This is a genomic window from Aurantibrevibacter litoralis (genome assembly GCF_034651555.1).
GTDB lineage: Bacteria > Bacteroidota > Bacteroidia > Flavobacteriales > Flavobacteriaceae > Aurantibrevibacter > Aurantibrevibacter litoralis.
Genome location: NZ_JAYEEQ010000012.1, coordinates 13,362 through 30,073, shown reverse-complemented (window position 1 = coordinate 30,073; position 16,712 = coordinate 13,362). Strand labels below are relative to the sequence as shown.

Sequence of the window (16,712 nt, the reverse complement as noted above, 5' to 3'; positions counted from 1 at the left end):
GTGCAAAAAAAATAGTTGACGACACAAGGGGAATTGGTTGGGGTTTTCACGATACACTAGGAGACGTATACTATGAATTCTACAATTAGAGGAGAAACCAATTGACCATAAAACGCGGTATAAAATATTGGATTTTAGGTGCTTGCATGGATTTTTTGCTACGCATCAAGTTGGGTATCATTGGACAGGAAACTAGTTTGAATCCATAACGATTTCATGGCGCCAAACCTTAGGCAACCTACATTTATGACCCCGGGAAATTGGGTTTTCGCTTTTCTAGAAAGGCAGAAGTACCTTCTTTAAAATCACGTGTTCCAAAACAATTTCCAAAAGCTTCTATTTCGGTTTTATATCCGTTGCTCTCTTTGTTAAATCCTGCATTTATGGCTTTTATGGCCTGTGCAATGGCTACAGTGGAGTGCTGTGCAATTTTGGATGCTAGTTTTTTACAATACGGAAGCAATTCTTCCTGAGCCGTAAAATGGTTTACCAACCCGTACTCCAGCGCCTTTTCCGCATCAATCATGGTGGCAGACATAATGAGTTCCATGGCCCTGCCTTTCCCAATAAGTTGGGGTAAGCGCTGTGTGCCACCATAGCCCGGGATAACCCCCAAAGAGACTTCTGGCAATCCCATTTTTGCATTATGGCTTGCAATTCTGAAATGGCAGGCCATGGCCAGTTCCAGACCGCCGCCAAGGGCATACCCATTAACAGCTGCGATCACCGGTTTTGGAAAATTTTCGACGAAATTGAATAAAAGCTCCTGTCCTTCCGCAGCTAAAAAAGTACCCTCTTGTACGGAAAAATCGGCAAACTCAGCGATGTCTGCTCCTGCTATAAAAGCCTTTTCTCCGCTGCCAGTAAGAATAATCACTTTCGTTGTCTTGCTGTCTTTTAAGGCCAAGAACACCTGATGTAGTTCCTCTATCGTAGCCTTGTTGAGTGCGTTTAACTTGTTTGGCCGTTCTATGGTCACGACCGCAATAGGATCTTCTTTTTTTAGACTAATGTTAGTGTATACCATAATGTTTATTTTTAGTTTCATTCTAAAGATTCCCCGACCCTTGGGTTGGGGTTTCCTATTTACCTCTCCTTTGGAGAGGTCGGAACTGCCTTTTGGCAGTTCCGGGTGAGGTAAAATACAAAATTTCGGTTTTTGGTCCAAAGGCCAAAATGAAACTGGCGAAACCCGTACTGAGCGCAGTAGAAGTATACCCCCATGGCTTGCCTCGGGGATAGTCAGTTTCATGAAATTTTTTATTGCTGCGCCATAGTGGTTGCTTTAGGAAATTTAAGAGTAAAAACGGTGCCCTTATTCTTTTGAGACGTAAAAGAAATGCTTCCCTTATAAGTTTCTACAATATTTTTTACCATTCCTAAGCCAAGACCCATGCCGCTGGACTTAGTAGTGAACTTTGGTTCAAAAATTTTGTCCTTTAACGCGGCATCAATGCCCATACCATTGTCGGCCACCATAATTTTTACCAAATCACCTTCAGAAATGACCGTCACCAAAATTTTTGGTGCGTCGGTTTCAGGAACGGCTTGTATGGCATTCTTAACCAAATTGGTAATGACGCGTATAAGTTGGGTTTTATCAAATTTCGCGATAATCTCTTTTTCTTCAGCCATGAAGTAGATATACTCTTCATTAAAAATTTCTAGAGCCAATTTTACAACGGCCACCACATTTAAGGTCTCATTTTGCTGTGCAGGCATATTGGCGAAATTAGAAAAAGCAGAGGCAATACTGCTCATCGTATCTATTTGTTGAATTAGGGTTTGGGAAAATTCTGCGATTTTTGTTTTTATATTGGGGTCTGAAGCATCGAATTTTCGCTCAAAACTCTGAACGGTTAAGCGCATTGGGGTTAGCGGGTTTTTAATTTCATGCGCTACTTGTTTGGCCATTTCACGCCAAGCGCGTTCGCGTTCGCTGCTGGCCAATTTTAAGGCACTTTGTTCCAATTCATCAATCATCCCGTTATACGAATCTATTAATCTTCCTATTTCGCTGGTTGGATTTTCTACAATAATTTTTTCGTTTCGCTTCGTCAGATCGGTCATTTCCAACTTTTCGGATACGGCTTGTAACGAACGCGTTATGTATTTTGAAATAAGATAAGCGAGAATAATGGCTATAATAAACATTAATACATAAACCCCGGACAATCGCCATAAAAACGCTTTCAACTCCATGTCGTTATAGGAATTATCCTGAAAATAGGGAACGTTTAATATACCGATAGGTTTAAATTTAAGATCGGTGATGTACGTATAGGAGGCCTGATATTTGTCGCCCAAAGCTGTTTTTTCTTCAACAAAGCGCTTGGTAGCGCTACTAGCTAGATTGTTTAAGATTTCTGCCGGAAGACAAATCGCTATGGAATCATTGTCAAATTTGGGTCGGGAACCCTTTATAAGTTGCCCGGCTAGGTCATAAATGTTAAAATTGATGTTATGAATATCGGCAATGTGATAGATTTCGTCTCTAAATATATATCCGAGATTTTCTGTTGTTACCGGATAGGTGGTTTTTTGTAACACATAAGCAATGTTTAGTTTTAATTGCTCTTCCTTACGACCCATACGCTCGTCGTGATATTCATTGGACTGCTCATCGTACTGATAAATGGTGACACCTGCAATAAGGATCGACGCAAGAAACACTAAAAAGATCATGGAAATAAAGATTCGAAACCGAAGTGAAAATTTCTTAAGCACGTGATATTCTTTTTAAATGTTACCTATAGCAATTATTGAGCCATAGCTGTAGCCTATAAATGCGTTGCTTTTCCGAGACCGTATAGATCCTTCCATGACCTCCGAAATCATCAGGCATTCGGATTTCTTTTTCGATACCCTTTATAGATTTTAATCCCTATCATTAACAAAATACCGAGTGTTATAATTCCTATAACTCCAAAAACCCATCCAATGGTATTTTTTAAGATCACTAAAAAAACGATAGCGAAAAGGAGGATGGTAGCACCTTCGTTCCAAATGCGCATAAATTGAGAGGAGTAGTTAACCTCATCTTTTTGTAACTGCGCAAACATTTGGTGGTTCTTGAGGTGATATAATATTAAAAGCACAACAAAGCCCAGTTTTACCTGCATCCAAGGTTGTTGAAGCCAGCCTGGTAGTATAATCATGAGCCAAATGGCAAACACAGTAGCCAGAATAAACGATGGCCAGGTAATGATAACCCAAAGCCGTTTGGTCATTAATTTAAGTTGCTGCGTTAATATCTCCTTTTCCGGAGAGGGTTTCTGAGAAGCTTCAATATGATAGATAAATAATCGTGGAATATAGAACAGCCCGGCAAACCAGGTGGTTACAAAGATAAGATGCAAGGCTTTGATGTAATTGTAATATTCGCTCATGTTGGGTGGTGAACTAAGTTTTTTAATGGCACTGGTATGTGTAACTGCATATAATGCAGTGCAACGGAATTTTTGCTTAAAAATAACTATAAAAGTGCGTTGCGCAGCTAAATAGGTATAGATTTTAATCTAAAGATTCCCCGACCCTTGGGGTAGGAGTTTCCTATTTACCTCTCCTTTGGAGAGGTCGGAACTGCCTTTTTGCAGTTCCGGGTGAGGTAAAATACAAAATTTCGGATTTTGGCCCAAAGGCCAAAATGAAACTGGCGAAATACCCCTATGGCTTGCCTCGGGGATAGTCAGTTTCAAGAAATTTTTTATTTTGAAAACCTATAGAACCACGCACTTAAAAATCCCAAACAATTGATTTTCCCTATGCTCAGGAGCACGCTACGGCGTTTTCCTTTCCTTTGCTGCGATGTGTTCTAAAATCCATTGCCGATTACATATTTCTCGTTTTGCAATGTAATCCATAGGCTGATATATGCGTTGGTTTAAAATGAAATAGTTCCTACGTTAACTTATGAAACCATTTTAAGAATTTTTATTTTAGTTTTTTTTGCACTTCCTTTCGCAAATAATACCCTGTAACAAGAGTCGCCAAAACATCGGAAATGGGGAAGGAAATCCACACGCCTAATTCTCCCAAAAAAGAGGGTAGTGTCAAAACTAGAGGTATAAAGAAAAAGCCTTGTCTTGTTAAGGTAAGCAATAGGGCAGGAACAGCTTTACCTATTGCTTGAAAATATGCTGCGCCAATTAACTGTAATGCTATTATAGGTGTGGCCGCAAAAACCCATCGCATGGCGCTCGGTGCATGGTGCAAAACAAAAGCATTGGTAGCCAAATCGGTGGCCGACATATAGGTTTTATTGCTTAAAAATAAGGAGGTAATTTCTGCCGGAAACACCATTAGCCCTATGAAAACTGCAGTGGCTAAAATAGCGGCATACCCTATTGCCAATTGTATGGATTCTAAAACCCTTTCGTATTTACCGGCGCCATAGTTAAAGCCGGCTATGGGTAAAAATCCTTGAGTAACTCCAAAAACAGGGAAGAGTGCAAACATGAGCATGCGCCCTATAATGGCGTATACGGCCACCAAAGCCTCGCCTCCTAGTCCAAACAGGACATTATTCATGATGAGGTAGATGAGGCTTATTACGGCTTGGCGCGCTAATGTTACAAATCCTAATGATCCAATTTCTTTTAATATAGGCTTACTAAAGCGTAAATGCGACGTTCCTATGCGTAACTCGGAATGACCCGAAAGAAAAAAATATAAAATATAGCCAAAACAAAGCCCGTAGCTTAGCGTAGTAGCCCATGCTGCGCCTTCCATGCCCCATTGAAATACGTAAATAAAAAGATAATCCATGAACAAATTGCCTACCGAAGGAATGATCATGGCTATCATGGCAAATTTAGGCTTTCCTTCAGCGCGGATTACAGTATTACCCATCATACAAAGTCCCAAAAAGGGAACGCCGTACAGTACAATGGTGTAATACGTTTTTGCCGGGTCAAAAATAGCCCCCATACCGCCAAATAAGGGAATAAGGGTATCTACATAGCGCAACCCTAAAAAGGCCATTGAAATAGTGACCAAGAGTGTTAAGGAAACTTGATTTCCAAAGGTTTGTTGGGCTTTCTGTAAATGGCTAGCACCCAAGGCTCTGGAGATGATACTAGACCCTCCAATACCGATAGCCATACCTAAGGCTGCGATAAAAAAGGAAACAGGTAAGACTACATTAATAGCAGCAATGGCTATGGAACCGATCCAATTCCCCACAAAAATAGAATCGACCAACACATTGAGCGACATTACCAAAATGCCAATGGATGCCGGAACCGCTTGTTTTATAAGGAGTTTTCCAATAGATTCCGAGCCCAATTGATCGGACGATATATGCCCCATTACTGTAGCAAAACTTCCTTAGTCTCCCACTGGGTAATCCATTCGGCCATCACTTGAACCCACGGATCACTGTCGTTTAAGCACGCAATATGTTTGTAGGTCTTTCCGCCCGCTTCTTCAAACTGATGCTTGCCTTCCATTGCGATTTCTTCTAAGGTTTCCAGACAATCGGCCACGAAGGCAGGGGTAATTACTGCTAGGTGTTGTTTGCCCTCCTTAGCCAATCGCTCAAATTCAAAATCGGTATAGGGCTTTAACCAAGGATCACCTGCCAAACGAGACTGAAAAGAAACACTTACCTTATGTTCAGGCAGTCGCAAATAAGCTATTACGCGCTTGGTGGTTTCATATACCTGATGCCGGTAGCACGTGGTGTGGGCAACGGAATTTATACTGCAACAAGAGCCATCGATCTTGCAATGAAACTTGGTAGGATCCGATTTTCTAATGTGCCGTTCCGGGATGCCATGGTACGAAAATAGGACATGATCGTATTCGAAATTAGCCAACCCATCGGCAATGCTTTCCGAGAGCACTTTAATATAGGCGTCATTCTTATAAAATGGGGGCAAAGTGGAAATGTGCATTTCAGGAAAATATGTTGTGGCTTCTTCCAAGGCCTTCACGACCACTGTTTCATAAGAAGACATGGCATAATGTGGATATAGGGGCACTAACAATACCTCATCTGCCTTTTTATCTTTTAACTCTTGCAGGCCTTTTTTTATGGTCATAGAGCCATAGCGCATTCCGAGTGCCACAGGCATTTTGGTGCGTTGGCGCAGCTTGGCCGTAAAACGTTCGGAAAATACAATTAGGGGAGACCCTTCATCCCACCAAATTTTTTTGTACGCTTCTGCAGATTTTTTTGGTCTCGTCTGTAGAATAATGCCTCTTACAATGATATTTCGCAACCATTTTGGGGTATCAATAACCCGAGGATCCATTAAAAACTCATCCAGATAGGGTTTTACGTCCTTGGGCGTAGGGCTATCCGGTGAGCCCAAATTTACTAACAAAACTCCTTTCATATGCCAATTATTTTTACCACAAAAATAATACTTGTGTATCGAGTATGCCCTATAAGATAAAAATACTTTAGCATTCTTTATGTTATTTAGGTGTTTCATTTAAAGATATTCCGATCCGTAATGTCGATACCGCCTTTTTCCAGTTAAAAGAAGAATTCTGGTTTTTTTTATCTAATCATCAAAATAAAACATGCAAAACGTGCCATGAAAAGGCACCAAGGATAAGCCTCAGGGGTTGCCTAGGTATTTTAAAGGGACGGCCTCAGTGATCCTTTGTTTTAAAAAATAGTTAATTCTGTTGGCAGCGCACTATTTTTTCGAGAGTCACATGGTCTGCAAAATTAAAAGAGCGTCGAGCGTATTATGGAAAGTGTTATGCTGCCAATACAAGGCATATTGCAATATAATATCTAAATTTGCAAAAACCTTGGCTAATGAAAATCAGATTTTTTTCTTTCTTTTTCGGTTTGATAACGCAACTTGTTCTAAGTCAGGAAGTTGTTTGTTCGGTAGCAGATAGGGCTGCTTTTGAAACCAAAATGAGTCAAATTGCGAATTTACATAATCCAAAAGATTTTGGACGTACCCTTACTGCGGTTGGAAAAACGTTTTTAGGGACACCTTATGTGGCTCAAACACTGGAAATTGGAGAAGCAGAAGCATTGGTAGTTAATCTTCAAGGATTGGATTGTACTACGTTTGTTGAAAATGTGCTGGCCTTTAGTCTGATGCTTAAAAATGGAGTAAACGCCTTTGATCAATTCGTACAAAACCTAGAAACTATTCGGTATAAAAATGGACAATTAGACGGTTATGCGTCGCGATTGCACTATTTTACGGAATGGATCTCGGACAATGAAAAAAAAGGATTACTGCGAGACATTACTTCTGACATCGGCGGGCAGCACGCGCCAAAGATCATTAATTTTATGAGCACGCATCGCGATTTATATCCTTTTCTCTCAGATGAGGATAACTTTAAAAAAATAGTAGCTGCAGAGACCGATCTCACGGGACAGTCTATATGTATTTTACCGCAGGACCAAATAGCCGCTAACGAACATCTGCTGCAATCAGGAGATATTATTGCGCTAAGTACTTCTATTAAAGGATTGGATGTAACCCATACCGGAATTCTATCCCGTGAAGATGACGGCCGTATCCATTTGTTACATGCTTCTACTACCGGTGCCGTAGAAGTTTCCAAATTACCGCTTACAGACTACTTACAGAAGGTAAAAAGCAATACTGGAATTATCGTAGCCCGACCACTTTAAGGGCACAAAAATTCGTACGCTGACGGATTATAAAAAAAAAATTATGCATTAAATCTATTAAATCCATAGGATATATGGATAATACTTTTATATTTGCCGAAAAATTTAGTTAATATGAATTTAAACATCCTCTTTTTACGACCTTATTGTTGCCGCCATTTCGTTTCTAAAGCAAACAACAAGATGCCTTAAGGATCCATAAAATAGATTCCTATGAGGGTACATATTGAAGCATTTCTATTAAAAACAAACAAATTTTAACTTATGAAACACATTTTAAAATCACTATTTATACTTCCCCTACTACTAGGGGCTACCGTAACTTACGCACAAAATACAGTCGATGGAATTATTAAGGACGGCACAGGATTACCGGTAGCCGGCGCAACGGTAGTTTTAAAAGGACAATCTTCTGTGTATGCCGTTGCCGATTTTGACGGCTTATTTAGTTTAGAATCCCCAAAGGAATTGCCTTTTACCCTTGTCATAAGTTCTGTAGGATATAAAACACAAGAATTGGATATTTACGAACTTAGCGATACCCGATTACAAATTACATTGTCTAGCGATAATGTTTTGGATGAGGTTATTGTAACGTCTCGAAGGCGTAAAGAAACCGCACAGACGGTGCCAATCCCAATTACGGTAGTAAGCGGTGCTTTGGTGCAAGAAGCCGGTGCCTTTAACGTAAACAGAGTAAAGGAATTGGTGCCATCGGTACAATTGTACTCTTCCAATCCACGGAATACGGCTTTAAATATTCGTGGTCTTGGGCTACCTTTCGGACTTACTAATGATGGGATAGAGCCCGGGGTTGGTTTTTATGTGGATGGCGTATTCTATGCACGTCCCGCTGCTACCACATTAGATTTTATCGATATAGAACAGATTGAAGTACTCCGGGGACCTCAAGGCACTCTTTTTGGAAAAAATACAACCGCCGGTGCCTTTAATGTAACCACCAAAAGACCCAGCTTTACCCCCGGAGCCGATTTTGAGGTTAGTTACGGTAATTTCGGCTATGTTCAAGCCAAGGCATCATTTACAGGACCTATTGCAAAGAATCTTGCCGCGAGAGCTTCCTTTTCGGGCACGCAGCGCGATGGTTTACTAGACAACGTAGCTACGGGTAATTCGGTAAACGACCTCAATAATCTTGGGCTTAGAGGCCAATTGTTATATACTCCAACAGAGAGGGTAAATGTACTTTTGGCTGCCGATATTACACGACAGCGACCCGAAGGCTATGCCCAGGTATTTGCCGGGGTGGTACAGACACAACGTCCTGCTTTTCGGCAGTTTGAGCAGATCATAGCAGATCTGAATTATACGCTGCCGAGCCGAAATCCGTTCGACAGGGTTATAGATCACGATACCCCATGGCGTTCCAATCAGGATCTTGGCGGTATTTCGCTGAATGTAGACATAGATTGGGGACCGGGCACGCTTACCGCTACTACAGCATGGCGGTATTGGAACTGGGATCCCTCTAACGACCGCGATTTTACCGGGTTACCTGTGTTAACCCTTTCTCAGGCGCCTTCCCGACACGATCAGTGGTCTCAGGAAATTCGATATGCGGGGACATTTACCCCCAAATTAAGTGGCGTTTTTGGCGTTTTTGCTATGGGTCAAGATTTAAAATCGGATCCGGTGCAGACGCAAGAATCTGGAGCGGCACAATGGCGTTTTTCTCAGAATTCTACCAGTGAATTATGGCAAACTCCCGGGCTTTTAGAAGGGTTTGGCATTAATACGAGATCTAAGCTGAATACTTTTAGTGGTGCCATTTTTGGGCAACTCGACTGGGAAATCGCTGAAGGGTTTCATATTCTCCCGGGGATACGTTTTAATTATGATGAAAAAGATGTAGATTTCAGCAGGGAAACGTTCGGGGGCTTGCAAACGGATGATCCCGATTTATTAGCCATTAAACGGGCAGTTTTAAGCGATCAGGCCTTTACAGCCGATGTGGACGACACTAATGTTTCGGGACAAATAACTGCTTCGTATAAAGCCAATAAAAGTGTTAACGCTTTTGCGACCTTTGCGACCAGCTTTAAGTCGGTAGGGATTAACCTAGGCGGCTTGCCTACAAGCGGAGGAGAACCACTTTTGGAGTTGGCAGAAATTAAACCGGAATCGGTTCGTCATTTTGAAATTGGGATAAAAACAAATCCGACCGCAAATTCCACTTTAAACCTTACCCTATATAATACCTCTATTGATGATTTTCAAACCCAGGTACAAACACCCGAACTCGGGGTAAACAGAGGATTTTTGGCAAATGCCGAAGAAGTGCGTGTCCGCGGTGCAGAATTAGAGGGAAATATTAGGTTTAACCAAAGTTTTTCATTGTACGGTGGATTGGCCTACACCGATGGTGAATATGTCTCCTTTACGAATGCTCCTGTACCTCTGGAAGAAGTGGGTGGCCCGGTGGCTTTTAAGGATATTTCCGGTGGCGATTTGCCCGGTATTTCGGATTGGGCCGGATCCTTGGGCGGTGAATATACCACAGCAGGAAGGTTTTTTGGTTTAAAGGGCACCTATTTTTTGGCGGTAGATAATTTTTTCCGATCCTCGTTTTCCTCTAGTGCTTCGCCTTCTCAATTTTTAAATATTGATGGATATGCCTTGGTTAATAGCCGGTTGGGTTTTAGGGGTGCCGACGGATTTTCAGTAAATGTATGGGCACGTAATTTATTTGATAAGGATTATTTTGAACAGTTGTTGCCTGCCGGTGGCAGCGCGGGACATTTTGCGGCGGTATTGGGAGACCAACGAACCGTTGGTATTACGCTACGGTATTCCTTATAGCGGTTGCACGCGCTTTTTGTAAAAAAACCGTCATTACCGATCCTATCCGTAATGACGGTTTCCCATTTTATCTGTAGCATTAATACAAAATCCGGGGCTTCTATTCGATTTATTTTAAGATCCCTGAGTACTTGGTCTCATTTTTTAAAAGCGCTGTAGCGGTTAAAATGGCCTCGTCATGGGTTAGATTATACGCAAAAAGACCCTCTCTATAAAAATAGCGTTTCAATATTTCATCTTTAAGATTCTTTTGAAGCTCCCTGCGCGATCGTTCAATCGCTTCCATTTTACTTTTGTTGATTTGCGCCAAGAGCGATCTGTAATTTTCTTCAATATCAGAACCAAAAATAACCTTATCTTCCTCTGTCATAGCTGTCTTTAATGCTTTTTCTGTACTCGTTTCAAAGCTAAAATTACTTTTTTCAATATAGTTTTTAAAATCGGCAAATTCGCTATCGGCAAATTTGAATTCATCAATATGGGCTATTTTGTTTTTGTAATAAAATTGCGTAGCGTAATCAAAAATAATATGGTTTTGGTTCAAGGACTTGGTAAGGGTGTTGGTTTTTAATGTTGCAATTTGTACGTCTGGAAGCACGCCACCTCCATCTTGTACGATACGTCCGTTTTTGGTCGTAAAATTAGTGAATTTGGTGTTTCGTATCGCATTTCCGTTTTCATCGCGATGCCAATAGTCTAAGGACTGAATACTGCGCCCTGAAGGCGTAAAGTACCTGGAAATAGTCACCTTAAGTTGCGTGCCATAGGTGAGTTTTAGCGGTCGTTGTACCAACCCTTTACCAAAACTTCGCCCGCCTACAATCACCGCTCTGTCTAGATCTTGAAGGCTACCGGAAACAATTTCGCTGGCCGAAGCACTTCCTCCATTAATGAGTACTACCAGCGGCATTTTGGTATCTATGGCGGCATTTCTAGTGCGGTATTCGCTATTAAATTTTTTGACTTTGGATTTGGTCGTTACTATAAGTTCCCCTTTTTCTACGAAGAGATTGGTAATATTTATAGCCTCCGATAAGAGTCCGCCCGGATTGTCTCTTAGATCTAAAATTAATTTTTCGGCACCTTTGCCTTTCAAGTCTAAAAGAGCGGCTTTGGTCTGTGCGGTAGCCTTTTCGTTAAATTTGGATAAGACAATGTAGCCCACATTATCGTTTACCATGTTATAATAGGGAACGGCGTCTACTTCTATAGCATCTCTTTTAAGTGTTGCTGTTTGAAGTTGTCCCTGTCTTTTGAACGTAAGATTTACGTCTGTTTGGTTGGCACCTTTTAGCAGTTCACTGGCATCTTCTTTAAAATCTGCGATGGTAATATCACCAATTTTGATAATTTCATCGCCAGCCTTTAATCCGGCTTTATCTGCGGGATAATCTTTATACGGTTCTACAACCACTAACTTATCCTTATAGGATCGTACTACTGCCCCTATTCCGGAATATTCGCCGGCATTATTTATTTTATAGGCTTCTACATCTTGTTCGTTCATAAACTTGGTGTAGGGATCCAAATCGTCTAGCATATGTTTGATAGCCGAATCCATGAGTTCTGCCGGATTGGTCTCGTCCACATAATTCATGTTGAGTTCCTTGAAGAGGGTCGTGAAAATTTCAATTTGTTTTGCAATCTCAAAAAAGTCGCTTTTAAAACTGCTGCTTACCACAAATAACACTAAGGCTACTGCGGGTATTACAATTGCTTTTTTAATAGAGGTACGCATTTGGCATTTATTTTTTTTTGGTTTCGATGGGATTGCATTTTAGTTGTAACCGTCAAAATATGTGCTGCACTTATGCTACAGTGCGCTGAGCGGCTCTAGGTTGACGTTTAGTCATCCTTGTGTTTCGCCAAAAATTGCTGTAACAGTCTTATCATATGTTGCGTTACTAGTTGTTGCGTTGGTAATTCTTTCCCAAGATATAAAAATAGGAACGCAAATTTTCCCTCAATGTTGTTAAAAATAATGTGTTTGTGCAATCGGTAGCTTTCTCTTAAAAGGCGTTTTATCCGGTTGCGCGTAACAGCACTCTTAAATCTTTTTTTGGAAACGGCTACTCCCGTTTGCACCGGTGCTTTTTGGGGTGTGGTTGTAGGGATATATATAAGTTTCAGGGGAAAACTGGAGATACTTTTCCCTTCCGAAAAAAGGAGCTCAATACCTTTTTTACTTTTCAGTTTTTCTTCCTTGGGAAACGTACATCTTTTAGGCATGGAATACCATTTGGTTATTTATGAGCCGCAGTGCACACCATCAATGCGTTAAACGTAAGTTTTAATGACTAAAAAGCTAATTTACGCTGTATTTTTTTCAATGGACACATTTTAATCTAAAGATTCCCCGACCCTTGGGTCGGGGTTTCCTATTTATCGCTCCTTTGGAGAGGTCGGAACTGGCTTTTGCAGTTCCGGGTGAGGTGAAATACAAAATTTCGGTTTTTGGCCCAAAGGCCAAAATGAAACTGGCGAAATACCCCTATGGCTTGCCTCGGGGATAGTCAGTTTCAAGAAATTTTTTATTCCTACGATACTAATTTTTTGCAAAATGAAGGCATCATTCCTCTTTACGCTAATTACGTTGCGTCTGTGAGGTACTTATGAAAAGGCTCTAAGCCTTCCCACAGAAATCACGATCGCCTCATTGTGCATAATGGAATTAATGCGCCTACTCCTATACTAGAAGTTTTAGGGCATGCGCTGCTAATCTAAGAGTTTTTTAGGGTTGCCAAATATTGTTTTCGGCGTTTACATCGGCCATGAGCTGGGAAGGATCTATAACTACCGCTTGTATGCTGCTAAGGGGCTTATCTATACTAAAATCGTAAGTTGAATAGGCCCACGCCCAATTTGGCAACACAGTCCTTTCCAAACCGGGATACGGATTATCTTTTTCGCCATACATCATTCGTAATGGGGCATAAAACGTTTCTTGCGAGCCATCATTGTACACAACCAACACATCTATAGGCATGGGCATGAGCCCAATTCGCTCTAGCGTAATCTTGGTTTTTTCATTGGCCGCACTAACTTCCTTAATGCCATAATCTATGGTGTTGGTGGTCTGCGTCCAATCGGTAAGATACCAGTCTAAGTGCATACCCGACACTTTTTCGGCGGTTCTTTTGACATCGTTAGGTGTAGGGTGTTTAAATTTAAAATTCTCGTAATAGTTGCGTACGCTTTCCATCAATTTATCTTGCCCAATAATATAGCCTAATTGCGATAAGAATAGGGCACCTTTGCTATAGGCACTAATGCCATAAGCAAAATTTAGGGCATACCGATCCGCATGTGTGGTCTGTGGTTGTTCTTTTCCGGACTCCACCAATCGGTAGTAGCTGTTATAGGTAGCTTCAAAAGGATTCTCTTTTTTCGGGGTCATAATTTCGTTCATGGCCAATGCCGAAATAAAGGAAGTAAATCCTTCATCCATCCACTCATGTTTTGCTTCATTGGTGGCTAATACATGCTGAAACCAGCTGTGCGCCAATTCGTGTACCATAACGCCCACCAAACTTCCAAAGGTTCGTTCACCGGTAATTAAAGTAGCCATGGCATATTCCATGCCCCCGTCTCCGCCTTGAATAACCGAATATTGATCGTACGGATAAGGCCCAATATTCTTACTAAAGAACGTCATCGCTTCGGCCGTTTTGGGCTGTAGATTTTTCCAGTTATCCCTAATTTCAGGCTTATTTTTATAAAAGAAGTGAAGCATGGGGCCATTAGGAACCTGCAACGTATCATGGATATAATCCGGATCGGCAGCCCACATAAAATCGTGAACCATTGGGGCTTTAAAATGCCAGGTAAGTGTTTTTTTTGCTTTTGATTTCTTGTTTTTGTCTTTTTTGACAGTGCCCTCGGCACCCGAAGTGTCATAACCATGCCCAATTTCCTGCGGGTTTTGTAGATAACCGCTTCCGCCTACAACGTATTTTTGATCAATGGTAATTTTTACATCAAAATTGCCCCACACACCATGAAATTCCCTTGCAATATAGGGGTCTGCATGCCAGCCTTCAAAATCGTACTCCGCTAGTTTCGGATACCATTGACTCATAGATAGTGCCACATTCTCGTCATTATTTCGTCCAGATCGTCGTATTTGTACCGGTATTTGACCTTGAAAATCCATATCTAAAGTTGATTTTTCACCCGGAGCGATGGGTTTGGCCAAATCTACCACTAAAATGGTTCCCTCTTCTTTAAAGGATAGGCTTTGCCCGTCTTGCGCAAGGGAAGAAATGCGGAGATACCCAATTTCTTCGGGCGTTAAAGCGGCAATCCTGCTTTTACCCTCTGTAAACATGCGACTGTCCGGATCGGCAATGTCTTGTAATCGGGCATCCATTTCACTGCCCGGCTGAAAGGCATTGAAATAAAGGTGATAAAACACCCTGTTAAGAACATCCGGCGAATTATTGGTGTAGACTAATTTTTGGGTGCCTTTATAGGTATAAGTGTTAACATCTACATCTACTTCCATGGTATAATCCACATGCTGTTGCCAATAGGACGTATTGTTTTGCGCATTAATGAAGCTAGCGCTAAAGTAGAGGGCAACAAATAGCCCTCGTAAATGATGTGAGGAAAATAGCATAGACTATAATTTAATTTTACCCGAAGATAGATTTTCGGCCATGATCAACGCATTGTAGGCGTTCACCATTTTTCCCGATTTAGAAATGGTATTAAATAATGCGCTTTTGGCTGCATCCCCAGACAATAGTACCGATGATTTAGAAGAAAGACCAGATTGCATGAGCACTTTTTTAACCTCGGCAGCTGTTAGTTTAGGGTAATACGAGCGAATTAGAGCCGCAATTCCCGCTACCGCCGGCGCCGCCATGGAAGTGCCCCCCTGAAAATCATAGCTATTGTTGGGCATACTGGAATATATGGCATCGCCCGGCGCAAAAATATCTACGTTAATGGCTCCGTAGTTAGAAAATGTAGCAACCATTTCGGATCCGTATTTGGAAGACAAGGCTCCTACTGTAATCACATTATCGGCAAATTCGGCACCATTGTTAATTTGGTCGTTAGGATAATTAGGATTGGAAGGATCGTCTAAATTTGCACCCTCATTACCGGCGGCATGCACAAAAAGCACGTCCTTTTCGGCGGCATACTTTAGCGCATCGTACACCCAATCGGCATTGGGTGAGAATGATTTTCCAAAACTTGCATTGATTATTTTTGCACCGTTATCTACGGCATATCGTATGCCTAGTGCGATGTCTTTGTCGTATTCGTCCCCATTTGGCACCGCTCTAATACTCATTAGCGCCACATTATTTGCCACACCATCTATGCCTTTGCCATTATTGCGCTGTGCCGCAATAATACCGGCTACATGGGTACCATGACTTTCGTCTTCGGTACGGCTTTGCGGGTTTCCGTTACCATAGCCCAAAGAATTAAGATCGTAGGGGTTATCTCCTACCACTTTGCGACCATCAAAATCAACATTTAGATTGTAATTGAGACGATCTGAGAAATAGGTAATGCCATCCTTAAGTTCGGAAAGAACCTCCGGAATACTGTCTTTAAAGCTGAACATTTGAGAGAGGATACCCACCTGCTGCTGTAATGCGGCATCTTGGGTTTTAATCGCCAGCACATCCGCTTTGGTATAATTTTCCTTTTCTAAATGTTTTTTTACCGCTTCATCGGCGGCTTGCACTGCTTGTAGAATTTGCTCATAACGTTCTTTATTTTGCAACGTTTCGGGGTATTCTTTGTCTAACTTAGCTTTGGCCTTGGCTTGGAGGGCAGCATCTCCTATTTTTAACCGAAGGATTCTGGCATATTCCAACTGTTCGTTGTAAGATTCGCCCAAAAAATTATAACCGTGAATATCGTCTATATACCCATTGCCATCATCATCTTTATTGTTTCCCGGTATTTCTTTGGGATTCTTCCAAAGCACATTTTTTAGGTCTTCATGGGTTAAATCCATTCCCGAATCTAAAACGGCCACAATGACCTTTTCGCCTTTTTTAGTTCCTATTATTTCGGTGTAGGCTCTGTTAATACTCATTCCGGGTATGGTGTCTGTAAATAGATCCAAATGGCCCCAATTTTTTTTCTCGGTTTCCGTAAGTTCCGATATTTTAAGCGGAATGGTATCAATATTCGCTATAGGCGTTGATATTAATTGCGTAGCGCCGCAACCCATAAGCAAAAGAGCCAAAGCACCGGGCAGCATACAAAGTTTGTAAAATTTAAAATTCATCATATAGGTATAAAATTA

At 41.4% G+C, this 16,712-nt stretch carries 11 protein-coding genes; 2 read left to right on the top strand and 9 right to left on the bottom strand.

Annotated features, from left to right (window positions below; genetic code table 11):
* Positions 1 to 244: 244 nt before the first annotated feature.
* The 5 genes from U1E44_RS10840 to hemH form a co-directional block, all read right to left on the bottom strand.
* Positions 245 to 1,027: an enoyl-CoA hydratase/isomerase family protein gene (locus U1E44_RS10840; RefSeq protein ID WP_323673884.1), complete on the bottom strand. Its 783-nt coding sequence runs from the start codon at positions 1,025 to 1,027 to the stop codon at positions 245 to 247.
* A gap of 233 nt (positions 1,028 to 1,260) precedes the next feature.
* The gene (locus U1E44_RS10835) at positions 1,261 to 2,685 is read right to left on the bottom strand and encodes a sensor histidine kinase (protein WP_323673883.1); all 1,425 of its coding nucleotides are present in this window, start codon (positions 2,683 to 2,685) and stop codon (positions 1,261 to 1,263) included.
* A gap of 152 nt (positions 2,686 to 2,837) precedes the next feature.
* Complete coding sequence (locus tag U1E44_RS10830; RefSeq protein ID WP_322931104.1) at positions 2,838 to 3,389, bottom strand: CopD family protein; 552 nt, start codon at positions 3,387 to 3,389, stop codon at positions 2,838 to 2,840.
* 544 nt (positions 3,390 to 3,933) lie between these two features.
* Entirely contained in the window at positions 3,934 to 5,310 is a 1,377-nt protein-coding gene (locus U1E44_RS10825) for an MATE family efflux transporter (RefSeq protein ID WP_322931103.1), read from the bottom strand.
* Positions 5,310 to 6,341 (bottom strand): ferrochelatase, encoded by a 1,032-nt coding sequence (gene hemH / locus U1E44_RS10820; protein WP_322931102.1) that lies wholly within the window; start codon positions 6,339 to 6,341, stop codon positions 5,310 to 5,312. The genes U1E44_RS10825 and hemH overlap by 1 nt, the downstream gene beginning before the upstream one ends.
* 434 nt (positions 6,342 to 6,775) lie before the next feature.
* Between hemH and U1E44_RS10815 the strand changes: the two genes are divergently transcribed.
* On the top strand, positions 6,776 to 7,618 hold the full coding sequence (locus tag U1E44_RS10815) for an N-acetylmuramoyl-L-alanine amidase-like domain-containing protein (protein WP_322931101.1): 843 nt from the start codon (positions 6,776 to 6,778) through the stop codon (positions 7,616 to 7,618).
* A 264-nt stretch (positions 7,619 to 7,882) separates the two neighbouring features.
* On the top strand, positions 7,883 to 10,438 hold the full coding sequence (locus tag U1E44_RS10810; protein WP_322931100.1) for a TonB-dependent receptor: 2,556 nt from the start codon (positions 7,883 to 7,885) through the stop codon (positions 10,436 to 10,438).
* Between the two features lie 109 nt (positions 10,439 to 10,547).
* On the opposite strand, the gene U1E44_RS10805 is transcribed toward U1E44_RS10810, so the two are convergent.
* The 4 genes from U1E44_RS10805 to U1E44_RS10790 all read right to left on the bottom strand — a co-directional run bounded on the left by U1E44_RS10805 (position 10,548) and on the right by U1E44_RS10790 (position 16,694).
* A complete protein-coding gene (locus U1E44_RS10805; RefSeq protein WP_322931099.1) occupies positions 10,548 to 12,176 on the bottom strand; it encodes a S41 family peptidase in 1,629 nt (542 codons plus the stop codon).
* A gap of 107 nt (positions 12,177 to 12,283) precedes the next feature.
* Complete coding sequence (gene rnpA, locus U1E44_RS10800; RefSeq protein WP_322931098.1) at positions 12,284 to 12,667, bottom strand: ribonuclease P protein component; 384 nt, start codon at positions 12,665 to 12,667, stop codon at positions 12,284 to 12,286.
* Positions 12,668 to 13,169: 502 nt separating this feature from the next.
* A complete protein-coding gene (locus U1E44_RS10795; RefSeq protein WP_322931097.1) occupies positions 13,170 to 15,056 on the bottom strand; it encodes a M1 family metallopeptidase in 1,887 nt (628 codons plus the stop codon).
* A gap of 3 nt (positions 15,057 to 15,059) precedes the next feature.
* Positions 15,060 to 16,694, bottom strand: a complete 1,635-nt coding sequence (locus U1E44_RS10790) for a S8 family peptidase (protein WP_323673882.1) — start codon at positions 16,692 to 16,694, stop codon at positions 15,060 to 15,062.
* Positions 16,695 to 16,712 lie beyond the last annotated feature (18 nt).